This window comes from Myroides odoratimimus (assembly GCF_038039805.1).
GTDB lineage: Bacteria > Bacteroidota > Bacteroidia > Flavobacteriales > Flavobacteriaceae > Flavobacterium > Flavobacterium odoratimimum_B.
The window spans coordinates 147729-171876 of the sequence record NZ_JBBPHK010000005.1 but is presented as its reverse complement, the minus strand read 5'-3'; the positions used below and the strand labels follow the sequence as shown (position 1 = coordinate 171876).

General features: G+C 33.3%; 22 protein-coding genes and 1 pseudogene. 2 read left to right on the top strand and 21 right to left on the bottom strand.

Annotation, left to right across the window (positions count from 1 at the left end):
- The 4 genes and pseudogenes from AABL85_RS06725 to AABL85_RS06710 all read right to left on the bottom strand — a co-directional run.
- A pseudogene (locus AABL85_RS06725) lies at positions 1-1448 on the bottom strand (hypothetical protein); the annotation flags it as partial.
- An 889-nt stretch (positions 1449-2337) separates the two neighbouring features.
- The gene (locus AABL85_RS06720; RefSeq protein WP_341309600.1) at positions 2338-3225 is read right to left on the bottom strand and encodes a helix-turn-helix domain-containing protein; all 888 of its coding nucleotides are present in this window, start codon (positions 3223-3225) and stop codon (positions 2338-2340) included.
- A gap of 440 nt (positions 3226-3665) precedes the next feature.
- On the bottom strand, positions 3666-4388 hold the full coding sequence (locus AABL85_RS06715) for an AraC family transcriptional regulator (protein WP_341309599.1): 723 nt from the start codon (positions 4386-4388) through the stop codon (positions 3666-3668).
- 934 nt (positions 4389-5322) lie between these two features.
- A complete protein-coding gene (locus AABL85_RS06710; protein ID WP_341309598.1) occupies positions 5323-6417 on the bottom strand; it encodes an AraC family transcriptional regulator in 1095 nt (364 codons plus the stop codon).
- Positions 6418-8089: 1672 nt separating this feature from the next.
- On the opposite strand from AABL85_RS06710, the gene AABL85_RS06705 reads away from it, so the two are divergent.
- Entirely contained in the window at positions 8090-9028 is a 939-nt protein-coding gene (locus AABL85_RS06705; protein WP_341309597.1) for a Dyp-type peroxidase, read from the top strand.
- Positions 9029-9086: 58 nt separating this feature from the next.
- On the opposite strand, the gene AABL85_RS06700 is transcribed toward AABL85_RS06705, so the two are convergent.
- From AABL85_RS06700 to tnpA, 14 genes are all read right to left on the bottom strand, one after another.
- Complete coding sequence (locus AABL85_RS06700) at positions 9087-9839, bottom strand: MBL fold metallo-hydrolase (RefSeq protein WP_341309596.1); 753 nt, start codon at positions 9837-9839, stop codon at positions 9087-9089.
- 71 nt (positions 9840-9910) lie between these two features.
- Entirely contained in the window at positions 9911-10741 is an 831-nt protein-coding gene (locus AABL85_RS06695; protein ID WP_341309595.1) for a helix-turn-helix domain-containing protein, read from the bottom strand.
- 126 nt (positions 10742-10867) lie between these two features.
- Positions 10868-11035 (bottom strand): hypothetical protein, encoded by a 168-nt coding sequence (locus AABL85_RS06690; RefSeq protein WP_341309594.1) that lies wholly within the window; start codon positions 11033-11035, stop codon positions 10868-10870.
- Between the two features lie 65 nt (positions 11036-11100).
- Positions 11101-11313 carry a hypothetical protein gene (locus tag AABL85_RS06685; RefSeq protein WP_341309593.1) on the bottom strand — a complete coding sequence of 71 codons (213 nt, stop codon included), beginning with the start codon at positions 11311-11313 and terminating at the stop codon, positions 11101-11103.
- A 27-nt stretch (positions 11314-11340) separates the two neighbouring features.
- Entirely contained in the window at positions 11341-11604 is a 264-nt protein-coding gene (locus tag AABL85_RS06680) for a hypothetical protein (protein ID WP_341309592.1), read from the bottom strand.
- 70 nt (positions 11605-11674) lie between these two features.
- Positions 11675-11854, bottom strand: coding sequence for a hypothetical protein (locus AABL85_RS06675; protein ID WP_006258155.1), 180 nt, complete (start codon positions 11852-11854; stop codon positions 11675-11677).
- A 191-nt stretch (positions 11855-12045) separates the two neighbouring features.
- Positions 12046-13326: an adenosylmethionine--8-amino-7-oxononanoate transaminase gene (gene bioA / locus AABL85_RS06670; protein WP_341309591.1), complete on the bottom strand. Its 1281-nt coding sequence runs from the start codon at positions 13324-13326 to the stop codon at positions 12046-12048.
- 3 nt (positions 13327-13329) lie between these two features.
- Positions 13330-13959 (bottom strand): dethiobiotin synthase, encoded by a 630-nt coding sequence (gene bioD / locus AABL85_RS06665; protein ID WP_341309590.1) that lies wholly within the window; start codon positions 13957-13959, stop codon positions 13330-13332.
- On the bottom strand, positions 13943-15064 hold the full coding sequence (locus AABL85_RS06660) for a pyridoxal phosphate-dependent aminotransferase family protein (protein WP_341309589.1): 1122 nt from the start codon (positions 15062-15064) through the stop codon (positions 13943-13945). Before AABL85_RS06660 ends, bioD begins: the two co-directional genes overlap by 17 nt.
- Positions 15065-15067: 3 nt before the next feature.
- Positions 15068-15670 (bottom strand): hypothetical protein, encoded by a 603-nt coding sequence (locus AABL85_RS06655; RefSeq protein WP_341309588.1) that lies wholly within the window; start codon positions 15668-15670, stop codon positions 15068-15070.
- Positions 15671-15961: 291 nt separating this feature from the next.
- Positions 15962-16795, bottom strand: a complete 834-nt coding sequence (locus AABL85_RS06650; protein ID WP_341309587.1) for a hypothetical protein — start codon at positions 16793-16795, stop codon at positions 15962-15964.
- Between the two features lie 177 nt (positions 16796-16972).
- Positions 16973-17893 (bottom strand): hypothetical protein, encoded by a 921-nt coding sequence (locus AABL85_RS06645; protein ID WP_341309586.1) that lies wholly within the window; start codon positions 17891-17893, stop codon positions 16973-16975.
- Between the two features lie 213 nt (positions 17894-18106).
- Entirely contained in the window at positions 18107-20044 is a 1938-nt protein-coding gene (locus AABL85_RS06640; protein WP_341309585.1) for a DUF262 domain-containing protein, read from the bottom strand.
- Between the two features lie 765 nt (positions 20045-20809).
- Complete coding sequence (gene tnpA / locus AABL85_RS06635) at positions 20810-21241, bottom strand: IS200/IS605 family transposase (RefSeq protein ID WP_341309584.1); 432 nt, start codon at positions 21239-21241, stop codon at positions 20810-20812.
- Positions 21242-21323: 82 nt separating this feature from the next.
- Here tnpA and AABL85_RS06630 point away from each other — a divergent pair, with 82 nt between their 5' ends.
- Positions 21324-21800, top strand: coding sequence for a hypothetical protein (locus AABL85_RS06630; protein WP_341309583.1), 477 nt, complete (start codon positions 21324-21326; stop codon positions 21798-21800).
- Between the two features lie 279 nt (positions 21801-22079).
- On the opposite strand, the gene AABL85_RS06625 is transcribed toward AABL85_RS06630, so the two are convergent.
- The 3 genes from AABL85_RS06625 to AABL85_RS06615 all read right to left on the bottom strand — a co-directional run bounded on the left by AABL85_RS06625 (position 22080) and on the right by AABL85_RS06615 (position 24092).
- Positions 22080-22793 carry a hypothetical protein gene (locus tag AABL85_RS06625; RefSeq protein WP_006265636.1) on the bottom strand — a complete coding sequence of 238 codons (714 nt, stop codon included), beginning with the start codon at positions 22791-22793 and terminating at the stop codon, positions 22080-22082.
- Between the two features lie 118 nt (positions 22794-22911).
- Positions 22912-23310, bottom strand: coding sequence for a four helix bundle protein (locus AABL85_RS06620; protein WP_006265637.1), 399 nt, complete (start codon positions 23308-23310; stop codon positions 22912-22914).
- 86 nt (positions 23311-23396) lie between these two features.
- Complete coding sequence (locus AABL85_RS06615; protein WP_006263980.1) at positions 23397-24092, bottom strand: HAD family hydrolase; 696 nt, start codon at positions 24090-24092, stop codon at positions 23397-23399.
- Positions 24093-24148: the final 56 nt, after the last annotated feature.

The window sequence follows — 24148 nt, the reverse complement described above, 5'->3', positions numbered from 1 at the left end:
ACTCCTTCACCTGGTCCTCCAGCTTCACCTGGTTTCCCTGGTTCTCCTGTCTGACCTGGTTGTGACTCTGACTTGAAGCCTGTATCTCCTTTGTCTCCTTTTTCTCCTTTAGGACCTAAGATATTTGTCCATGTATTTGTTGTTGGATCATATACCCATACTCCTGAATCATTGTGAACAATAGTTACTCCTTCACCTGGTCCTCCAGCTTCACCTGGTTTCCCTGGTTCTCCTGTCTGACCTGGTTGTGACTCTGACTTGAAGCCTGTATCTCCTTTGTCTCCTTTTTCTCCTTTAGGACCTAAGATATTTGTCCATGTATTTGTTGTTGGATCATATACCCATACACCTGAATCATTGTGTACGATAGTCACTCCTTCACCTGGTCCTCCAGCTTCACCTGGTTTCCCTGGTTCTCCTGTCTGACCTGGTTGTGACTCTGACTTGAAGCCTGTATCTCCTTTGTCTCCTTTGTCTCCTTTTATAGCTGCTATAAAAGCTTCTCCATCCTTTCCATCATTACCAGGTAAACTTTGCCAAATTTCTAAAGCAGACTTCCCATCAGCTCCTTTGTCTCCTTTAGGTCCCTTTTTTAAATCAATAGTAACAGCATCTCCTTTTTCATTTGTATATGTAAATGTTCCATTACCATTATCCACCAATGTAGTAACCGTTTCATTTCCTTTAACGATATCGTTAAACGTGATATTCTTTACTTCTCCTTCTTTTGTTACATAAGTAAATGAATTTCCATCATAATAAACATTCCCACCTACATAACTGTTGTTAATTACTTCATACAGTTCTTTCTTAACTATTTCATTGTTAATAATCTCCTTGAAGTTTTTGATTACGCTCTTAGGAAGTTTAATTCTATACCCTTTATTTAGAATAGGATTTCCTTTTCTATCAATTGCATCCTCGTTATAGAAAATATAATCTCCAGAAGTTTCATCATACTCTATCTTAGTAACTTTCTCTTTTATTTCTACTTTTTCACCATTATCGCCTATGTAGTATAATTTATCACCTTCATAAACAACATTACCTTTAGTTGTATTAACGATATTAGTAATCTCTTCAACAATATTTTTATTATTGAAAATCTCTTGGTAATTATTAATTACAGCATCAGGAATATCTACAACAGTAGTTAATCGATTCCATTTATCGATATACCAATAATAATATCCTGGTTTCAAATCATTCTTAACAGTAGCAGTATTGTACACAAGCATGCTATTAATTCCATTTTTAGGAAATTCGCTAATTGTAACAACATCTTTACTGTCTTTTAATGCAATACGTGGAATCAATAACCCCCTATTGGTTGATTCAATAGTTAACTCTGCGGATTTGTTTGGAGTTAAAGTTCCAATCCCTACTTGTGCATTAGCAGCAAAACTACTTACTAATAAAGCAGCTACAGATAGTACTCTTTTTTTCATATATTTCTCTACAATTTATTTTAACCTAACAATACTTGATTTATATTACTACATCCTATTCCGTAAATAGTACTAAAGAATAGAAATACAATTAACTCCCTGTTCAGAAATTATTGACAAGCAAATATATTTGCACCAATTGTTAATAATTGTATCAGAAATCGACTAAAATGATTAAATGAAACGTATTGATACGTAGTTTAACGAATGAAACAAAAACACAACACACTACAAATCAATAAAGTAAATACAAAACTAGTTTTGAAATATTAGGTCAGCTCTATTTAACCACTACTCCTCTTTTACCTTTTAGTTTTGCATAAGAGTGGTACTCTTTTACTTAATTAATAAAGCTGATTAGTACAAAAAGAGAGGTTAACAATAGGATAGGGATAATCAAAAAAGTTTGGTTTACTTGTAAAAAAGACAGTTCCAATATTTGGTGATAATATTATTTTCTCAAAATAAAAGACAAGGATAATAGGTCACATATTTCTCTATTCTATTAAATAATTCTTCCTACCAAGACAAAAGTTTAGTTATAAAAAAGCTAGAAACTTTCTAATAAAAAAAGTTTTGTTCGGAGCTTGTTCGGAAACTCTTCGGAAAACACCTTGTTTTTCCGAACAAATAGCCTTTTTTCCCGAACAAATCTTTTTAGCACGAGTCAATTCATTAGATTTTTTTTGTGCTATTCCAATGTAAAAAATAGATTATACAAAAAACGGCTACCAATTAAAAATTGATAGCCGTATGGCATTTATATAATTAAGATCTACTTTTAAAATAAGGATAAATCTCCCCTACACTAAACTTACAGAGTTACTTTATAACTAAGCTATATGGAGATATGTAATTATGCTCTAGCATTATCCGAAAAGAGTATTATCTAAAGACCAACCATTCTATATTCATTAGGTGTTATTCCTACACAATCAACAAAATGCTTTTTAAAAGTATTTACAGATTTAAACCCACAACTATTTGCTACTACATCAAGGGTCCAATTTTCCTTCCTTTCTAATAATCTAAGGGCATGGTTTACCCTATATTTGCCTACTAATTTATAAAATGTTGTATTTAAACAGTCATTAATTACCCTACTAACCGTACTTCTGTTATCCTCAATTATCAATTCGCATAGTCTACTCAAAGAAAAATCATTTTCTAAATAAGATAAGTCTTGTTCAAAAAAATCAGCAATCTTTTTTGCAATTACTACCTCCTCTTCTGTAAAGGCTACTACTGGTTGATTAGTAATTATTTGGTCTTTTACTTCTTCTACATCTAGATCCGTTTTACTCGATATTTTATATGTGAATGACTCTTTTTTAAATATTAGTTTATTGATTATTAAAGTAAACAGAGTAATACAAGAAATAAATAGAATAACAACATCTATTCCTATATCTATATACTTTATATGTAACGCTATAGTCTCTCTGAACAACAAACCTAATAAAGAATCAACATTAAAAAGTATGAAATCAAACAACAAAAAGAAATTAATAAAATGAATATATCCACGATGTACTTTATCTTCAATTTTAATTCTACTAATGCGAGTAAAATAAAACAAGAGATATATTATGCTAAAAAAGTTAAACAATGAATCTTCTAACCAAATCTCTAAATGAAAAAATGTATGTATAATAATAACAGCTAATCCCAACATTAAAATACTGTATAGTTCTGACAATACCGTTCTATTGTTAGTTATAGGAATAAGAGAAGTTAAGATAATACTACCCATCCAAGGAAAAATATTAAACTCCATACATCCTATCGTACTTGTACAGAAAACTAAACAGAAAGTAATAAAAACCAGTAATAGTACATAAATTATGTACTCTGATAAACCTTTTCTAGCTATTTTATTAACAAACATAAGTCGCATTACATATATTTTTTTAAACACAATAATTCACATTAAATAAACACCTGTACAACTTAAGACTTAAAATTATCAAAAAGTCACTTTATGCGAACAACTAGTAAGTAGACATCAAAAACAATGAAGAAACTAAAAAGTTAATAAATAATATATATCAATAAAACACAACTAAAAAAAAACAATATAACACATAAAAATACATTAAAAACAAAACTAAAAATACATATGTTAATCTTTTATTTTAACATATATTATCTTTTAAAATCCAAAGTATTTTATTATTTCAGAAGCAATACTTCTAAAACAATTATCTAAAATCTTCATTACTTACTCAACAAAGCTGATGGAGGAAAACCGTATACCTGTACAAATGCGCGATAAAAAGACAATCTGGTATTAAAACCACAAAAACTCGTTAATTCCTCTACTGTCACATCTTTATTTTTTTCTTTAATTAAGCCCACTGCATATTCTACCCTTAATCGGTTTATATATTGTCTAAAGCTTACAGAATTAGATTCTTTAAAATACTCTGACAATTCCTTCTTATCTACTTCTAATACTTCAGAAAGCTTTTGCAAGGTTAAATCTACATTCAGATAAAGCTTACTTTCGATCAGTTGTTCAAACAACTTCTGACGAATAACCATCATGCGCTGTTCTTTCTCCAAAGTAAATTGAAGTTCCTTTGTATCCAAACAAACCTCTATTACCTCTTTTTCGCTATATTCTATAGCAACTTCTGACCCGTCAAGCTCTGGTTGACTTGCTAAGTTTGGTTCTTCTGGCTCTCCTATTAATAACTGTATTGTTTCACTTTTTATCTTTAACCTTCCTTTGTAGTTTTTAATTATATAACTATTCATTGCATCTAAAAAGGCAACAATAAGCAAAATAAGACAATAGAATACATAAATATAATCGACATCAAAAACTCCAATAGGCTTAAACGTCAGTACAGCATAGAAAAAAGAACAACTTAACACTAATAAAATATAACTCACAATCACACTATTCTTCTTAAACTCTAATTCATGTTTTATCATATATAAATAGCCATAACTTCCATACAACAAACAACTTCCTGCTATCAAAACATACAGTATCGTATCTAAAAAAAGTAAATATTCAGAATAAGGAAAAAATAGCTTAGATAACAAATAGAATACTGGAAAAAATATAAAAGGCAATAAATGCCATAATACCTTAATAGAGACATTACATAATAGTAAAAACAATAGAGGGCCTATCGTTAAAGCAAAATAAGCACTTAAGTGAAAGTCAAAAAAAGCTTTATCTCTCTTTATTAGATACACTAGAAAAGAGGATAGAACTAAAATACAACATAGAAAAAAAATCCTCTTATCTATATTGCGTTTTGATTTATTAAAACTAAAAAGAACAACATAGCTAACAAAAAAAAGGAGAATCAAAAATAGTAGAACCATAATAAATTGTAAATAGGGAAACAATTAAACTCTGTACATAAAATCTTTTTTAAAGAAAAAACCCCTCACTTTTTTTGATCACTTTGATAGACACAATAAAGATTCTGAAATATTCTTTTTAGCCCACAAACTATCCAAAGTGTAAAACTCAACTACATTTAACAAAAATGAATATCTAAATAAATAGGATTTGAAGAGTGTTTATATACTTAAACTTGAAAAACAAAACTAGAAGCCTTATGTTAATTCCATGTATCAAAAAAAACTCTCTCTCCTCATCTAAAGCCTAATGGTACATACTTTAAGAATATCAAGTGTTAAAAAAGTATGGCTTATGGTTACATAGTTTATATTTTTAACAACTAAAAACATTATTATTTAAGTTTCTATATAATAGAACTAGTCTAAAAGTAGATATTAGTATCTTAAGACACTGTTTACTACTTTTTTATCAAAAAACGAAAAAAACATGCTAAAAACAAAAGCGATACTCTATATCGAATATCGCTTTTGATACATTAAAAAAATTTACCTACTTATCTAATAATGCTGAAGGTGGAAAACCATACCATTGAACAAAGGCTCTATAAAAAGATAATCGAGTATTAAATCCACAATAAAATGTAAGCTCTTCTACCGTGATATCCTTATTTTTTTCTTGAATTAGATTAACTGCATATTCTACTTTTAACCGATTAATATACTTTCTAAAATTAGTTGAATTACCCTTTTTAAAGTAATCCGTTAATTCCTTTTTACTAATACGAATGACAGTCGCCACTTGATCTATGGTCAGATTAGGCTCTAAATAAAGTTTGGTTTCTATCAGGTTTTTAGACAACTTCTGACGAATAACATCTATTCTTTCTTGCTTCTCTGTGTGTTCTACTTCTTTCTTATTCTCTCTATGTTCGTCTGGTAGCTCTTGTACAAATTCTGACCAGACTACTTGCTTCCCCTCCCCTTTTATAAGATACTCCCTTGGATCTAAAACACGTGGATTAGCATTCTGTTGTCTACAGTTTAGAGCAACATTGAGTTCTGTCAGCAAAGCCACTCCTATCAAGAAGAAGCAATATATCATATACACATAATCTATATCTAATACTTTAGGAGATTTAAAAAAAAGCAGACCAAAAAAGAAAGCACAACTAAATAATAATACAATATAAGAAATCACAATACTATTGTGTTCAAAACTTAGTTCCTCTCGAACTACATAAAGATAACCATAACTACCATAGATTATACAGCTCAATGCTACTGTTGCAAAAAGAATATCATCTAAGAATGGTAAATACCAACAATAAAAACTAGGTACGAAAAAAAAGCTAATAACATCAACTAATGAAAATACAATAAGAGGCAAAAAGTGATAGTATATCTTACTCTCTTTATCCTTTAATAACAATAGTAAAAGTGGACCTATAGTCAGTCCTAAAAATGCTCCAAAAGAAAAGTTTAAAGCAATTTTATCACGTTTAATGAAGTAAACTAAAAAAGCTAATATAACAAGAATACAAGAGAGGTAAAACACCTTTTTATCGCCAATCTCTTTAGACATATTATGGCTAAAAACAAGGACATAACCAACAAAAAGTAATACTATTAAGAATAATAAAATCATAATTTAAACGCTTGGGGGGAGCTTATATAATTTATGTAAAGTTCTACTAGAAATTAAACACACTGGTTATCTTCTAAGATGGGTATTTCACATTCCTTTGTGAATGAAAAAACGACTACTTCTATTTAGCTTCCGATCTACATATATGATATCTGTTTATTTAAAATTCAAATACTCTTTTAATTGTATCACAGTATCTTCTCTTAATACTCTACTACTCTTCACAAGTACAACTATCACGTATGAACATAAGGTAAGCATACTTATAAATAAGATAATCAACTTAATACCTATATTAAAGTACATAATCTGCTCGGCATGTATACTGTGATAGAACTTATCAAAAACGATTCCAACGTTCAGAAGTACAACATAAAAAATAAGAAAGTAATTAATAAAGCATGTATACCCTTTCTGAAATCTATTCTTTATGGTAATCTTTTTGGCATAACAATAAAAAAACAAAATATACATCACACAATAAAGATTGAACAAAGAAATCTCCAATAGATTAAAGTGATGTTCTACAAGATTTACAACCAAAAATACAATTCCTATTACAATTAGTTTATACGCCTCTCTTTTCACCAAAGAATAAGTAAAAAGTGGTAATAAAGACACTAAAATAATATTAGCTACTAAAGGGAAAAAATTAAACGATGTATCCAAAAGCATTTCTTTATAAAAAGGAATACACAAAAGAAGAAAAACAGTTAGAAGAAAGAAAAACAGTTTCACAAGGCTATTTTTGTTGACTCTTTTATTGAATTCTCCCTGTATCATATAGCTATTTTTGTTAAAAAGGACGTTTTTAAAAACCTTATAATTTATCATATTGTGATGAGAAGGTACAAAAAAGTCACACACACCAAGGGTTCGCGTTATGTGACAATAATTAATAAGCTCTACGTTTTTAAATCTTATTATAAACAATATCCATAAACTAAATCAAACACAAAGCTATTCTTCAAAATAAAAACAACTAAACACTAAATTTTACAGAAATGTTAAAAAGTTTTTTTAACATTTATAACAACAAATATTCGCAATATGTACTATTAAAGAAGACGTTTTCCTAGAGACTACAAGGGTTTAAGAGGTATCTAAGACCAATAATAATCCTCGTTTTTCTCTATTTTTTCACAAAAAATCACCTCCTTATTAGCCGATCTAACTTACTCCAAATAATAAATAAAATAACAGAGACTACTACATAACCAAATAACCAAGGGAGAACCTTTAGATCAAAAAAACGGTAGCACAATACAGCTATCAGAAATAATAGAGGATAAAAAAGTACAGATATAAAAAAAACTCTAGATACCTTGTCTAACCAATAATATCTTCGTCCTACAACGCTAGACTTAGGAGATGCAATCGACATAATAGAAGGAATAAACATAACGATACTCCCAATAAAAGCCACACTAACTATAATCCATAAAATAATATCCATATTTCTCTTATATCCATCACAAAACTAACATAACTAGATAAAGGTATTAAAGTTTTAACTTGTCCTTATCATGTCACTAGTGTGTTCAATTATTCTAACAAAGATACACCCTCATTTTTAAAACCTTTTTAAATACCGCCCTATCCTTGACCTATTGACAAAATTTTAAATATCTTTACAGAACACAGTTAGTTTAATCGTTAAAAAGAAAGACAAATGAGTCAAAAAGCACAAAATGTGACAGATTATCCAAATAACAATACTATTTTTTCAGTTTGGAAATTTAAAGAAGGAGCTGAAATAAAACAAGCTTTTGAGGCTTTATGTGGTCTAGTCAATAACTTAAACAATTCATTTAAAGTTAGAGTAAACGCTGGACCTACTAGTTGTATCTTAGGAGTAAGTCATAACGCTTGGTTAAAGCTAGACTTACCTACTCCAATGCCGAAGGAATTAAAAGTTTTTGAAGAAATCAAAGGAGATAAACATACTGCTGTATCTACAGATGCAGACTTACACCTACACTTGAGCGCTATTAATCCTGCTATCTGCTATGATATGGCCATGGCGATATCTAAAGTCCTACTGCCTGTAGCAGACTGTATCGATGAAGTACAAGGGTTTAAATATTGGGATGGTCGTGCAATCATAGGTTTTGTAGATGGTACTGAAAACCCTATCGGAGAAGACAGAGATAACTTCGGAATCGTAGGAAACGAAGATCCTCAATACAAAGGAGGTAGTTACTTATTCGTCCAAAAGTATATTCACTTTATGAAAGATTGGGACAATTTATCTACAGAAGAACAAGAGAAAGTAATCGGTAGATATAAAGCTACAGATATAGAGATGGAAGAAGATAAAAAACCTGCCAACTCACATACTGCCCTTACAGCAATAGAAGATGAAGACGGTAATGAACTAAAAATTATTAGAGCGAATATGCCCTATGCTAATCCTTCTAAAGGACAAGCAGGAACTTATTTTATTTCTTATGCCTCTACCTTCAGCACAACAGAAAAAATGCTTAAAAATATGTTTATTGGAGAACCAGCAGGTAACTATGATAGAATATTAGACTTTAGTAAAGCCATATCAGGAACGTTATTCTTCGTGCCTTCTTTAGACATTTTAGATGATTATTCTGCAGAATAACACTACTTTATAAAATCAAAAGCACCTCAGTATAACTATTGAGGTGCTTTTTTATATACTATACTTCTAAAAACTCTTTCATATCGTGATAGCCATACACCACTACTTCTGGATACTGAGTTATAAACTCCTTTATACGCTCTAATGACTCTAATCGCAGTCTATTGTTATCTGCTCTCGCCTCTGTCAATTGGTGTACAGGATGATTAGGATTACTGAGTTCTTCTCTTAAATAATAAGCATCCCCTATATAAAAATACCACTTCTCCTCTACCTGATAAATAATACCACAATGTCCTAAAGTATGTCCAAACAATGGAGTCAAATACAACTCTACTCCTTCTATTTGTATTCTTCTTACTTCTAACCCTCTCCATTGTTCTCCTGTAGTCCTATACTGCATTATAATAGGTTGATGGAGTAAAAGCGTCTTTACATATCGAGGATTGTCAGATTGGTAATTATGATACTCTTCAGAGGCAACATGTATAGAAGCGTTCGGAAAATCTACAATACCCGAGATATGATCACAGTCTAGATGAGATACCACCACATCCGTTACCTTTCTAGGATCTAGTCCTCGTTGTTTTAACTGCTCATATATGGCCATAGAGGGATCTAATCGAAGCCCAACAGCTGTTACTAATTCGGGTGAGAATCTAGATTGCACAGGATTGTTGTCCTGTACTCCTATTCCTGCATCCAGTAGAACTAATTTATTTTCTATTTCTAAAACTGTACAGTGCCCAATGGCTCTATCTCCTGTTGGAGCATTAATCTCTACAGCATTCAAGTGATATACATTCATCATACTATTTTTCTAATTTTAATTGAACAAAATTCAACTTATTTCAAGTCAAAAAATAGAATGATAACGCCAATTTACTCTACGCCAATTATTCTAAAGGGTATAGAAATATCTATCTGTGGAGTATCCATAAAATGGCTATTTTGAAGAAATGCTTTAGGTGAATCTCCTACAAATACCCGAAACTCTCTCCCGAAGTGAGATTGATCCGCATAGCCTACCTCGTACGCTACCTGAGTTAATGAGGTAGCTTGACTATTTTGCATAAAGTGTAATGCTTTCTGAAATCGCATGATTCTACTATAAGTATAAGCATCTATACCTACTACTTCTTTGAACTTTCTCTGAAAACTTCTCCTAGACATATTCACTTCTTCTGCTAGGCTCGTTGTATTAGCTAATTCACAAGTCTTATTTAGCTTTTGTATGATGTACTCTATCTCTTGATTAGAAGATGTTATAGCATATCTTAAGAAGTGATTTTCTAATATTTTAATTGCCTCTTGGGTAGATGTACTTTCATAAAGTTGTCTACACACTTCACTTGGCAAGAGATCTTCTGCATCTGCTAGCGTATTTGTCAATTCTGTAGTATGAAAACCGAATATCTTTTTAAAAGCAGTAGGATGCAAGTCTACTCCTAGTACAGTAGCTTTATGAGCAAAGTAATTAAGACAAGGATTATCGCTCTTTTGACCATAGATAAAAGACTTAGGCAAAGCCTTTTGATTTTCCTTATTGTACAATACTGATTGATTCTGAAACAGCTGTATAATGATCCCTGTATTTCCAGAAGCGATTATGCGATACAGCCCTTCCCCTTCTATTAGATTTACTTCTCCATGCCAGAATCTACTTACGATACCTCTGAGCTCTTTTCTAGGCAAACAGTACTTTACATTCATATCTTATAAATCCTATTCAATCAATTAAACTACTAAAAATAGTATTAATCTCGCGTTTCTACAATCAAAAAACGCCTTTTTCAAACAAAAAGCCGATAGATGATTCTATCGGCTTCTTTAATTATATTATTCCTTATGTTGACTTTTATAGATAAGATAGGCACCTAATATCACTCCTAATAGAGCTAATAGAACCAACAATTCTTCAGGTGTATTACCATTTAGTCCACCAATACACATCCCTAAAAAGAGAACCGCTATCGCGATAATCCCCCCCCATCCTATGATCTTCATCTTCTTTTCTTAAATACGATTCATAATTTGCTTACACTATAAATAAGTCTTCTTATACTGTTTTACTAAAAGTGTCTATCCCAATTATTCTCTAGGATTATGCTATTAGCATAATAGACGCAGTGTTTCTCTTGTATAGCTCTCATCTCTCCACATTCAGGACAAGTTGCCTGAGCCGTATCCTCATTCACGCGATTCTGCAATTCTTCACTATCATCATAACACTCTCCTCCTAACCCTCCTAGAGTGATAGTATATCTATAGCCTCTCTCACTCATAAATGAGCACTCCCCATCTGTAATGTTTTAAGTAGAGAAGTTCACATCGTCTAGCCATCCTTCACTAGGCCAGTTGATATGTACTAAGTTTCCATCCTTCACCTCTACACTTACCTGATAAGTACTACTACTCTCTGTATAAGGGTTTTCATACATCACCTCAGCACAATACACTCCATCTTTATAATAGTCACTCTCACCATAAATGGTAAAACCGTGTGACCCGGCACTTTTTTTACAAGCAAATAACAGTAATGTCATACTTGCAAACAACAGAATTATTTGTTTCATTATCCTATTTAAAATACCACAAACTATGTAAGACCTTGCCCTAGCCATGTACTACGTACTAAAAATGCATCTACTTACACACTCCACAGCTATTTCCTTTCTGAGAGCAGTGCTTAAAGTATTTACAATTTTTACACGCTTTACAATTCGAAGATCCTGTACAGGTAGCATAAGTTACAGAACTATAATTTCCTGCAAACACTAACATACTTAATACAGATACACCAATCAATAAACTACTGTTTATCATATCCTCCTATTTTATATTTAGGTACTCGATAAAACAACAATGATGCCAAGCAATTTACGTCTCTTTTTCCTCGTGCTAAAAGCGGTGCAAATTTATCAAAGGAACTGTGAAAAAAAACTTAAATTTATAAGCTTTTTTTACTCTTTTTAGAGAGACCTGTTTCTTTTGTTTTGACACCTAATACAGAACAGTTATATCATCTCTAAAGCCTCTAATATACAGCTATATATATACGCTAGATCTTCGTCAGTCGTACAGTATGGAGGCACTAGATAGATGATATTACCTAGAGGTCTCATCAGGACTCCTCTCTCTAAGAAGAAAGGATATAATATATCATGCATATCACTAAAATAAGAAGTACATTCTGTTGTTTTCCATTCCATCGCAAAAATAGTTCCGCATTGACGCGCATCTTGTACTTTAGGATGCTGTTTTAATTGTTGTATAAACCCTTTGTGTTGCTCTACAATACGATTAATATGATCCTGTGTATCTTTAGATAACAAGAGATCCATACTTGCTAAAGCTGCTGTACAGGCTAAAGGGCTTGCCGTAAAAGAATGTCCGTGAAATAGTGCTTTAGTCTTATCATCTGCATAAAATGCTTGATACAGATCTTCTGTACAAGTAGTAATCCCTAAAGGTAAAGTACCGCCTGTAAGCCCTTTTGAAAAACACATAATATCAGGCGACTCACTAAGGTGATTAGCGGCAAAAAGCTGTCCTGTTCGCCCAAACCCTACGAATATCTCATCTTGGATTAAGAGTATATCCCTTTCTTTACAATAGTTCATTAACGCTGATAAGTGTTCTGGCTGATGCATTAACATTCCCCCTGCCCCTTGTACTAAGGGTTCATAGATAAAACAGATTGTCTCTTCTGCATGCGTGTCGATGGTCTTTTTTATACTCTCTAGATTCTCTGCTGTGGGCACATCTATAAATAAAACCTCAAACAACATATCGCCAAAAGGGTCTGTCCATATCCCTCTACCACTCACAGACATTGCCCCAAAAGTATCTCCGTGATACCCATTTTTAAAAGCAATGACTTTATTCTTCTTACCTCCTTTATTATAATTAGCCTGAATAGCCATTTTTAAAGCTACTTCTATCGCTGTCGAACCATTATCTGTATAGAATATCTTAGTCTGGCTAGATGGTAATAAGCCTAATAATCGCTCTGATAATTCTATAGCAGGCTGATGAGTAAACCCAGCAAAGATTACTTGCTCTAGAGTAGTTAATTGTTCGGTCATTTTCTGAGCAATATAAGGGTGCGAATGCCCATGTAAGGTTACCCACCACGAAGATACTGCATCTATATATCTCTTACCATTTGCATCGTACAGATAACTCCCTTCTCCTCTTACAATAGGTATAATATTCTGAGCTGTTTTCATCTGAGTATAAGGATGCCAATTCACAGCATAATCGCGTTCTATTAAATTCTTTTGTCTATTTTTCATTTTTTATTTTTGTGATGAATCACTTGCTAATTCAAGTGCTGTTAACATAACTACCTCTTTAGTAATCTCCTCTAATGCTGGTATGTGAATTAATTGTGTATCTCTGTCTATGAAGTTCTTTATCGCCTCTAATGAATAAGGGTTAAACTCTCCATTTAACACAAGGTAATCAATAGGAATATTCCTTGTTCTCAAAGCCTCTATCGATAACATTGTATGGTTAATACACCCCAAATAATTTTTAGTGACTAATGCGACAGGAAGTTTTAAATATTGAATCAGATCAATCATATAAGTAGAAGAGTTAATCGGAACAAACAATCCCCCTGCTCCTTCTACAATGAGATTATTCGCAGTGTCAGGTAGCGTAAAATCACTTAATTGCATATTTACATTTTCTTTAGCTGCAGATTCATGAGGTGAAGCGGGTAACTGTAAGCTGAACCTTTCTCTATGAATAGTCACATGCTCATTCCACTGTTGTATTTTCATACTATCTGACTCATGTAGATCTCCAGACTGAATAGGCTTCCAGTAATCAGCCTTAAAATAATGCGTTAGAATAGCAGAAGTAACTGTTTTACCTATTCCTGTATCAATACCAGTTACAAATAGTTTAAGGGGTTGTGTCATTTCTTTTTATAATTTCAAATAATAAATTCATTTCTTCTTTTGTATTAAAGACATGTAGACAGATCCTCATACGCTCTGTACCTTTAGCTACTGTAGGAGCCTTAACGATATAAGTATTAAGGTTGTGGAGCAATAAGTCTGTTTGAAAACTTGGAATATCTCGAATTCCTTTAAGGGTAAGCACCTGTATAGGACTTGGAGTGAGTACAATTCCTTTAGGGGCAACTTCTGCGTAAGTCTTGATAACACTTTCTAATTGTAGTGATAGCATAAGATGCTTCTCTAGAAAAAGATACGCAAGCTTAATACTCACAGCCATCAAAGTATTAGGCGCTGTGCTATAAATAAAAGAAGAAGCAAAGTTTATAAGAGAATCTATCAACATCTTACTTCCCAGCACAGCAGCTCCATGTACTCCCATCGCCTTGCCATAGGTCACTAAAGTAGCCCATACACCAGCCTGTAATCCTAAAGAATGTACTCTACCTAGGCCGTATACTCCTATGGCGTGAGCCTCATCTACTATTAAGTAAGCGCCATAACGTTGTGCCAACTCTACTAACTCCTCTAAAGGAGCTAAATCTCCATCCATAGAATATAGGCTCTCTACGGCTATGTAGATATCTCCTGTTGCCTTATTAAGTAGGCGCTCTAGATCTTCTAAATCATTGTGTCTGAACTTCCATTTTCTCACTCTTGACAATAGACATCCATCGTGCGCAGACCGATGTATCCATTCATCTACGATAACAGTATCTCTTGTAGTAGGTAGATTACCTAGTAGAGCTAAATTAGCCTGATAACCAGAATTAAAAAGAAGTGCTCCCTCTACGCTATGCCTAGTTGCTATATACTCTTCTACTTCTTCTACCTCCTTTGTATTTCCACTGATTAATCTAGATCCAGTACTTCCACTTAACAAAGCTGGATTATCTACTACCATATCTAATAAAACTTGCTGAAAAGCACTATTTCTACTCAATCCTAGATAGTCATTCGACAGGAAGTCTATTGCTGTTGTATCCCTAAGCTGTAGACTTCTATAGTTCTGGTCGTGAAGTCGCTCTGACAATCGCTGTTGTAGATTATAAGGTAGTGTATTCATACCTTAATTAATCGCTTTAGCAATAGCCTCCATCCACTCTTGACAAAGCGATTCTTCATACTCTACAATGATATCAGCATAGTATTGCCAATCAGGTGAAAACATCTCTAACTGAGAAATCATCTCTTCTAGATGCCCTTGTTCTTCTGCTATAATTGATTTGACCATGACCTTAGAACCAGAACGATCTAAAACACCTTGATAAATAGGATATAATTTGTCCGCTCGTACCTCTATAGCATACGTAACCAATAGATAAGCTGCAAATTTTAGAGGTGCTTCACTTAGTCCAAGTGATTCTTTTAGATATCGAACGCAGAACACATCTAATCGTTGTAGATACTGTTGAGTCTGAATAGGTGCTAATAAACTAGTGGTATCATAGTGCTCAGGAAAACAAACTTGTAGTTTCTTAATTTGTTTTTTTAAGTAATAAGCATGTCTATGTTCTTCTGCTGCATGTTTTAATTGTAAGAAGGTTACTTGATACGGATTTTCACAAGCGGATATTTTCCTCGCTCCTGTGTTCTCCATAAAGGATAAGGCATTTAACCACTTGCTATGTAGCTCATCGCTCGCTACAATAGTTTCTAATAGTTGTTCCATTTTGTGTTCGTTTAAGCCACAAAACTAGAAGGACTAACTGGATCACCACAAGACCACTTTTAAGATAAATACTAGTCCGGATACTATCATACTACTCTACCGAGAAGATAGTACCTCTTCTATCTCTGTGATATATCAGTGCCCCATACAAGTCTTTTCCATCCTAAAAGGGTCTTTTAACTAATATGTATCAGCTATTCTACACGGTTTATAACTGTAGATAGTAAGATAAAGAAGATTAATTATACATCTACAGACTGAGTTTATAATTCAGAAAATACACTAGATTCATTAGTTCTCCATGCGTTGCATCTTATAGTGTAGTTTTAAAAACGGAATGGTATAAAAACTAAAGTTGTGATCTGTTCGTAGCTTTCCATCGGCATCTACATACATATGAAGGCTCTCATGTAAAGCTCTAACAAATTTCACCCAATGCTTTCCTTTGTGATTCGTAACATAAAAGTAAAAACCTACATCGCCAAATTGCTTACCATTGCTCTGTAGGAGTAAACTTCCATCTTCTTTAACCTCCTGATTGAGTAGTACTGTGGCATTGCCATTGGGCAACGGAAAAACTACTTTAAACAATTCTTTATCCTTACTAGGAAGATAAGCATGTGTATAAATACCTGAGAACAACGTTTGACCTGTTTCTTTGACCTTTCGATACCAAATCGTCCAGACCGTTTGTTCTTTTTTCTGAAGTTTTATTATTTCGCTTTTTAGCCCTTTGGCTAGACTCCTAGTATTGGTGGGTATATTCAGTTGCTGTAATCTCTTACTAAACAACCATCCTAATAACGTACCAAAGGGTTTAAAGATTCCTTTCCACTCGCACCAAACCTCAAAGTCGTAATCTGATGTATGGGTGTAGAAGTCAATGATCTGTGGATGTAATCTACCGCGCTCTGATGCTGTAAAATCTAGTCTATTGATATCTTCTATAAGTCCACTTCCAGCTTGATTAATAATTACATCATACTGACCAGCTAATCTGTCAATATAAGACTTATCTATAATCTTCCTATCACCTATGACTCCTTCTATCCAAGGCGTCTGGGTGATATCAATGCGCTTTCCAAATAACTTTACCCAAAGCTGAGTAACTCTATCTTGTAACATACATCCATTACTTTATCTAAAAAGTACTCTTTTTCTTAGAAAAGACCTATTCTGTATCAACCCTAAAAACTCTGCTCTGCCCAATCTGCTATTTTATAAATAACTAGTTACTCCAAAGCCTATCTGCTTTGAGCAACTTCATTTATAAATCAATTGTTTTGTATATCTATCAGCGAATTATTCGTCTGCAGGCTGAGTTGCTACCTTAGTAGATAAGTATGTTCTATAAATATAAACAGCTCCAAATGAAAATGTTGCTACAACAAAAGTAGCGATAGGCAAACTCATCACCTTCTCTGCTGGAAATACATAAACTAAAAATGGAAACGCATATACTGCAGGCACTCGCATCTGAAATAGTTGAGACAAACCATACATCATGATCAACAATAGAAATGCGAGCACCAACCAGTTCTCGATATACTGATATAATACCACTCCTATGCTAATAGCTAATGTAAGAATAGCGATTTGCTTAACCATGATCTTCAATGAATACATCTTCATATTTAAAGATTCGTATAGTACTACTGCTATAGGAGGGATAATAGCCATCTGCTGGTTACCTGAATAATAAGCCACTACCATCCACAACAGATTAATAGCCATATAGGGATACATCTTTTTCGTATTGACCTTCCCTTTTGAGTCAATCCCTTTATTTAAATCTAGTGCATACACCACAATCATCAGTACAAAAGTAGTTACCAATATAGCATAGATAAATGACCACGCATGAGCATTAGTCACAATAGGAAGAAAACCTGTAGCTAATGCAGGAGGCAAACTATAATTAATTACTTTCATCAGCACTAACATCAGTAGCAATACAATCAACAGCTTAGAGATATAAGGAATAGCTAACATATTTAGCCCAAACCCCATTAACGCTGTTAGTGAAGGAAGAATAAATATCTTATCAGGCTGTCTCAGCCATGCTTTTTCTTGGAATACCCATAGTCCCACAGCTAGCGCTGCTATCTCTGGTAATACAATCTCTGGATCCTGAAAATACACTGCTCCACACACCATCAGTAGTATGAATACAAATGCTAAAATATAGTGATATACAGTTGGTTTATATGCTAAGTTCATCATCTTCATTACTTATTTGAAGCAAAATTAATTGAACTCAAACATAAAGTGCTTATATAATTTTGTCTTTTTGTTATATTGAACGTGATATTGTGAAATCGTGAAGGCGTGATGTTGTTTAGACTATTGCATCAACACAAGTATATCTCATCATCTAAGTACATTATGGCGAAAGCCAAACATTCCTAATTCCTAATTTTGAATTCCTAATTAAAATCACACTTCATCTAGTAACAATCTCTTCATCTCTGTCTCTTGAATCATTGGTAATTCCCAATGTTCAATGAAAGCCTCCATCATCTTACGTCCTCTAGCTTCAATGTTTTCCTTAGTCCAGGTAGGGTATTCTAAAAGGTCTAACTCTAACTTACTAACTCGATACTCATGCTTTACAGCATTCTGTACCTTGTATTGTATCTTGTCAAAAGGGTTCGCTTCATAGCGGTTATATGCTAAAAACATATTCCCTATCGAATGGCTATAACGGTCACGATTGACCTTTTGCATAGTATTAATATCCTTATACGTACTTCTTACTTCATAATCATCTTCCTCTGGATAGACTAAGTACACTTTAGGCTCGGTCTGTTCTAATAAACCTCCCATACTCTCTTCTATGCCTTTTAAGAAATAGTCTAACCCTGCCCAAGTCTTAAATCGTCCTCCCTTATGGATATGACGAATTACCTCTTTCCATCTGAAGTGCTCTACTCTACTCTCCATCAACACATTGAACAAGTATTCATTATTATGCGCACGTCCACGTAGATAGTAAAAATTAATATCTCTGAAAGTATCCTCTACATTCAGCGTAGAGTTGTTTCCCTGTAGTAAAAAGCACATGATATTATGGCGTTCCATCGCAAAGAACAAACGCTCTATACTAACCAAACGTTCTTGTAGTTCAAAGTCTGATAGTCCATGATCTTCCTTCACAGGCAAATCTCTCATCAATACAGCCAATACTAGGTTAAGCATATACTTACCGTATCCTCTAGGGAAATTAGACAGTCTTAGTAATGACTTCTGTATCGCAGGGGTAGTCATATACACAAAGTCTTCATCTGTGTCTACAGCATAAGGATTATTAATAAAATACCACAGCGCTACTGCCTTGCGCATACTTTCTAGCCATTGGGTAAGCTCGCTATAATCAGCGTAATTTATACTTCCCATCTCTTGTTGATCTAGCTGAAAGTCGATGGTAAACAAATGCTTCTGATAAGACTTAAAATCTGTAGATACCATCTTAGAATGAGAGAAGTACAATAACCAAAATGCTTTCAAAAAAGCATCGTCATCCATGGCCTGTGTAGGGTTTCGCCCCAGCCATTTATACACTTCTAACCAACTCTGATTAACTTTCTTACGACTGCGATCTATCGTACTCGCTACTGTCAATTGTTTAGAGACGATATAAAGCACCCTATTTTTCAGACGTTCTAAACTTGATAATTGTTTCCCTCTAAAGTTTAGCGTCTCGAATACCATGGATACGTCTAATGGACGCTCCTTAGACTCATTTAAGTTTAATATAGAAAACAATAAATGCTTTGTGAGCTTCTCTATCCAAAAAACTAATTCAACCTCTGTAAATGCTTTAATTCGCTCACTAAAGAATGCTTTTGCGAAAGATAGATTATGCGTGTATAAGGTTTCGGTCTCTTCTGCCTCATAATCAGTGTCGTTAAATATCTCTCTGATTAAATAATTATGAGAAGGCACATCTACGTGGTAACCAAAAATATAGCGATAACCATCTGCTTCTTTAACCTTAAAATAGTGTTCAGTAAGCTTCTGTTTTAATGGACTATCCTCTAGTGCCATCACCAATTCTGACAACAAGATCAGAATCGTAGTCAGACGTTGTTGCCCATCTACAATATTAAAGCCCTCATAGTCACTTCCTTCTATCACTAACTTTCCTCCTCTTACCACAAACCCTTCGCGTCTAATACATTCGGTATCAAACTTGCTGAAGTCAGTCACCGTAAGAATACCCGTAAAATGAAAAGCATTGCGGTTGTGATGAGTATTGTTCAAATCTCCCCACAATTCTTCTAACTCCTTCTTCGTCCACGAGTAACCTCTCTGATAATCAGGAATACGAAAGACTTTACCTCTAAATACTTCTTCGAAAGTGATAATGTTCATACTATAAGTGCTTACCTATTTTTAAGGGTTGCAAAAGTAGACAATATCACATAGATGGGCTAATGAATTATAATTAAGGATAGTAGTTTAACAAGTGATAAACACAAAAAAACAACTAATATTAAGTGCAATCACTTAAATTTACCTGTTGAGATTGATTTTAGGCCTGGTAAAATAGAGTATCTTTATACTCCCTTAGGAGAGAAAACACAGAAGAGAGTAACAGAGAAAGGAGTTTTTACCTACAGCAGAAGACTTTTTAAATGCTAATACTTATGCATATCAATTTAAAGGTCATCTAGACAATCTAAGGTTGTCTTATAGTGATAAGAGTAAAAATAATATAATTGAAGCAATGAGATTATAGAAGAAACAAACAATTATCCTTTTGGATTAGCTCATAAGGAGTATAATTAGAAGAATGGTACTTTAATGAAAGACTATAAGTATCAATACAATGGTAAGGGTATTACAAAAAGGATTGGACATGTTTTTCAGTAGAAGGAGGTCGATTTACCTATCAAAATGAAAAGATAAACAACTAAACGAGGATTGTTCTAATCTTATAAATTACTGTACAAATAATGTTAATGTTGCTGATTCAGCTACTTTTGACCAAATTCATATTTCGAAGATAGTGAGCGTAAAACAATGAAGAACCTGTTGATGGTAAATTAACAATTAATCTATTAACTAAATAAACCACTATGGACTGAAAGTCCATAGTTTGTTAAAGCAGACTAAAGTCTGCCTGGGTGGAGCTACTTACTCAAGTATAAAGTTACCTCCGTTATCATTTGATTTACGATGGTGTTCAAGATATTGATTTAGCATTTCATCAGTAATATTTCCTGTACTCCAACAACCAAAGCCTATTGCCCAAAAGTGACGTCCCCAGTATCTGTGCTTCAACTCAGGAAATTCTATTTGGAGTTTCCTTGAGGTACGACCCTTGAAGAGTTTGACAATATTGCTTATGTTTTGAGATGGTCGATATTCTATATGAAGATGAACATGGTCCTTTGATGCTACACCTTTTAAAATTTGAATATCTTCTGCTTCACAAATCTGAATGATCAGACTACGACAACGTATCTGAATATCTCCTTCCAATACTGGATAACGATATTTAGTCACCCATACTATATGGGCAGTTAAACGTGATACACTATGTCCTCCGGTTCGTTGATATTCCATATATCAAAGGTAAACATTTTTAGAAGCTGAAAGCTAAATGCACTAAAGTGCATAGTTTTAACTACAGTCTGCGACCAATAAAATGATACCAAATAAAAAACTAAAAATATTTTCATATAGCGCTTTAGTTCTAATAATATACTTTATTAGTTCAATTCTTATTGATCCTAATGGTTTTTTTATTCAAAATCAAAAAATAAATAGTGTTCCAAAAGAAAAAGCTATAACAAATAAAACTTTCATAGAAACAATTGAACCTCAACTTGTTTTCGTAAATCAAATGAAAAAAGATTTTTATGTTTACACATATAACTATAGCTATTTGAAAAGTTATGGAATACTACAATTATTCAAACATAGAGTTATTATAGATAAACAATGTTATTATAAATTCATTATCGCTGATTCTTTAATAGATCTTTCTGAATTTGAGATTCAGTATAATGATTTAAAGACTAATCTTTTTAATGATGTTGAAGGCTTTAATACAATGAAAAGCAATGATGTTATGATAATAATCAAATACAAAGATATACTTATGTACAAGGCATTATATTAAAACATCCACTAATAGCTAGCCTTATGATGTGACATATATAAGAAGTAATTCTTTTTATATTGTTGGAAAAGAGGAAAAGACATAGGGAGTTTAGTTTATCAGTATTTACCTTACCAATACCTATTCTAAGGAATGAATAGGGATTAGATGCATGATAAAGCCATACTGTCTCCGTTAAAACAGGCTTTTTAACGGAGACAGTACGGACTCATAACAGACTCACTACAGACTCATCCGCATTTAAACAAAAAGAGCTACCTCATCAGTAGCTCTTCTCATTTACTCTTTAAGCATTAGCTTATATTCTCGTTTATTACTCTTAGGGTTAATATCTATAAACTCATACTGATCGATATTACTCAATACTTGTTCAAATCGCTTCTTTGCTTCTTCTAAAGTCCAAGTCGTAGGAAAGTAAAAACCGTCAAACTTACTCTCTGTAATATCTGCTTTAAACTCGTGGATATAATCATAAAAACCACCATAGGCTAGAGCTACCACCCCTGACCACTGTATAGCATAATGCTTATTCGCCAATGGTGTAAAGCTAATGGTATGATTCGCCGAAAGATCATGACCTAGTAGATAGATACCAAAAGCCAATTCAGACTCTAACATATCATCTGCTAAAGGAAGCGGGTTAAGTACAAACTCTCTATTATCTAATAAATCAAAGCTAAAAGGTGTGGTACCATCAGAAAGAAGAAGTCCTCCTTCATCTGACCAGTACGTAGAAGACAATGTACACTGGTGATAATTATCCCACACAATTCTAGATTGCCACTCGCTCATACTGGTATACTCTGCATCATCGTCGAAGTCCTCTTCCTCATCTTCTATATACTCTTCTCCTTCGCTTAGATAGTAGTATTTTGACTTTAGGTGTAGGTCAAACCACAGTTTGCCTGATTCGTCTAAACGACCAGCCCAAACAAACTCTTCTAAGAGATGGGGTTTAGGATAGGCACTGTCGATAAATGTAATTGTACTCATGTATATGCTGCTTAACAAAATATTGATACGGTCAAAGCTACAAATATCTAGAGTAGTAATACAAGCTTTTTCTTTTAAAAACAGAGGTAAAACTCTATGTTTATCACGACTTCTATTTTTAAGTAAATCGATAGTGTAACAGTCTATAATAGTTCGCTGTTCTACTTTCGAACAACTGTTTCCCTACAAAATCAAAGATAATATTCTTTAAATCTAATAAGGATACGATATCTTCATTGATTAAAAAACCTAACTGTCCACAGAGCAAAATCTGCTTCTCTAAGGTCATACAGCAGTGAGAGATATCGTCTAAGTAACAGACAAAATCTTCTTCTATCTGACTCTTTAATCCCAAACCGATATACAAAGAAATCATCCCACTAATCTCTCTCATCTTAGCGATCGCTCCTAGGTGATCCTCTTTAAAGTTCTCTAAGGTTAACTTATAGATTGTTAACTTTAGTTCTAATGATTTAATCAACATCACGTCTCGCTGATATACACTCACAAAGCTCATAACAAATAGTTTATAGATTAACTATACTCCTACCATTACAATACCAAAGAAAGCATTTCTATGTGAACAAATTGTTATGTTTTAAGCTAGTATTTCAAATAATCTATTACTTCTCTGATGTTCTTTAACTGTCTATAGTTTTCATAAGCTAGCTCTTCCTCTACTACTTCGTGTGCCCAGGTCACATGAAAAGGAACGTGTAGTGCTGACCCTCCAAGTTCTAACACAGGGATAATATCAGACTTAACTGAATTTCCTACCATCATAAACTCCTGGGGTTGACAAGAGAGCTTACTTACTAAATTTCCATAATCCAATATCTGCTTATCACTCATTACCTCTACATGGTCAAAATACTTCGATAGGGAAGAATTCTTTAGTTTTCGCTCTTGATCTAATAAGTCACCTTTAGTCGCTAGTACTAGCTTATAGGTGCCATTTAGTTGATCTAGTGTTTCCTCCACTCCGTCTAAAAGAGTGATCGGTTTATCAATCAATTCATGTCCTAACCCCAAGATGCGGTGCATTAATACATCTGTCATTTGAGCTCCTGTAATCTGAGCTCCAGTTTCTAATAAACTCAATAAAAAACTCTTCGCTCCAAAGCCATATCGATCTAGATTTCGCATTTCTGTCTCAAAAAGGACTTTAGACACTTCTTCTGCTGGTAAATAATCTTTTAGAAGCTCGCAGAAAGCATGTTCTGTCTCTTGGTAGTATATTTCATTATTCCAAAGTGTATCATCAGCATCAAATGCTATAATCTGTATATCTTTACTCATATTCTATTTCTTTATAACCTTGTCAAATATAAAGGTTGACTAGCGATTCTAAAAAG

Bases quoted from the DNA above. Each gene is read 5' to 3' on its own strand.
- AABL85_RS06620 (WP_006265637.1), bottom strand. From the start codon at position 23,310: ATGAGCTTTGTGAGTGTATATCAGCGAGACGTGATGTTGATTAAATCA.
- bioD (WP_341309590.1), bottom strand. From the start codon at position 13,959: ATGACACAACCCCTTAAACTATTTGTAACTGGTATTGATACAGGAATA.
- bioA (WP_341309591.1), bottom strand. From the start codon at position 13,326: ATGAAAAATAGACAAAAGAATTTAATAGAACGCGATTATGCTGTGAAT.
- AABL85_RS06685 (WP_341309593.1), bottom strand. From the start codon at position 11,313: ATGAGTGAGAGAGGCTATAGATATACTATCACTCTAGGAGGGTTAGGA.
- AABL85_RS06630 (WP_341309583.1), top strand. From the start codon at position 21,324: ATGATACCAAATAAAAAACTAAAAATATTTTCATATAGCGCTTTAGTT.
- AABL85_RS06650 (WP_341309587.1), bottom strand. From the start codon at position 16,795: ATGTTACAAGATAGAGTTACTCAGCTTTGGGTAAAGTTATTTGGAAAG.
- AABL85_RS06720 (WP_341309600.1), bottom strand. From the start codon at position 3,225: ATGGAGTTTAATATTTTTCCTTGGATGGGTAGTATTATCTTAACTTCT.
- AABL85_RS06625 (WP_006265636.1), bottom strand. From the start codon at position 22,793: ATGAGTACAATTACATTTATCGACAGTGCCTATCCTAAACCCCATCTC.
- AABL85_RS06655 (WP_341309588.1), bottom strand. From the start codon at position 15,670: ATGGAACAACTATTAGAAACTATTGTAGCGAGCGATGAGCTACATAGC.
- AABL85_RS06615 (WP_006263980.1), bottom strand. From the start codon at position 24,092: ATGAGTAAAGATATACAGATTATAGCATTTGATGCTGATGATACACTT.
- AABL85_RS06700 (WP_341309596.1), bottom strand. From the start codon at position 9,839: ATGATGAATGTATATCACTTGAATGCTGTAGAGATTAATGCTCCAACA.
- AABL85_RS06705 (WP_341309597.1), top strand. From the start codon at position 8,090: ATGAGTCAAAAAGCACAAAATGTGACAGATTATCCAAATAACAATACT.
- AABL85_RS06690 (WP_341309594.1), bottom strand. From the start codon at position 11,035: ATGAAGATCATAGGATGGGGGGGGATTATCGCGATAGCGGTTCTCTTT.
- AABL85_RS06710 (WP_341309598.1), bottom strand. From the start codon at position 6,417: ATGATTTTATTATTCTTAATAGTATTACTTTTTGTTGGTTATGTCCTT.
- AABL85_RS06680 (WP_341309592.1), bottom strand. From the start codon at position 11,604: ATGAAACAAATAATTCTGTTGTTTGCAAGTATGACATTACTGTTATTT.
- AABL85_RS06660 (WP_341309589.1), bottom strand. From the start codon at position 15,064: ATGAATACACTACCTTATAATCTACAACAGCGATTGTCAGAGCGACTT.
- AABL85_RS06675 (WP_006258155.1), bottom strand. From the start codon at position 11,854: ATGATAAACAGTAGTTTATTGATTGGTGTATCTGTATTAAGTATGTTA.
- AABL85_RS06645 (WP_341309586.1), bottom strand. From the start codon at position 17,893: ATGATGAACTTAGCATATAAACCAACTGTATATCACTATATTTTAGCA.
- AABL85_RS06715 (WP_341309599.1), bottom strand. From the start codon at position 4,388: ATGATAAAACATGAATTAGAGTTTAAGAAGAATAGTGTGATTGTGAGT.
- tnpA (WP_341309584.1), bottom strand. From the start codon at position 21,241: ATGGAATATCAACGAACCGGAGGACATAGTGTATCACGTTTAACTGCC.
- AABL85_RS06640 (WP_341309585.1), bottom strand. From the start codon at position 20,044: ATGAACATTATCACTTTCGAAGAAGTATTTAGAGGTAAAGTCTTTCGT.
- AABL85_RS06695 (WP_341309595.1), bottom strand. From the start codon at position 10,741: ATGAATGTAAAGTACTGTTTGCCTAGAAAAGAGCTCAGAGGTATCGTA.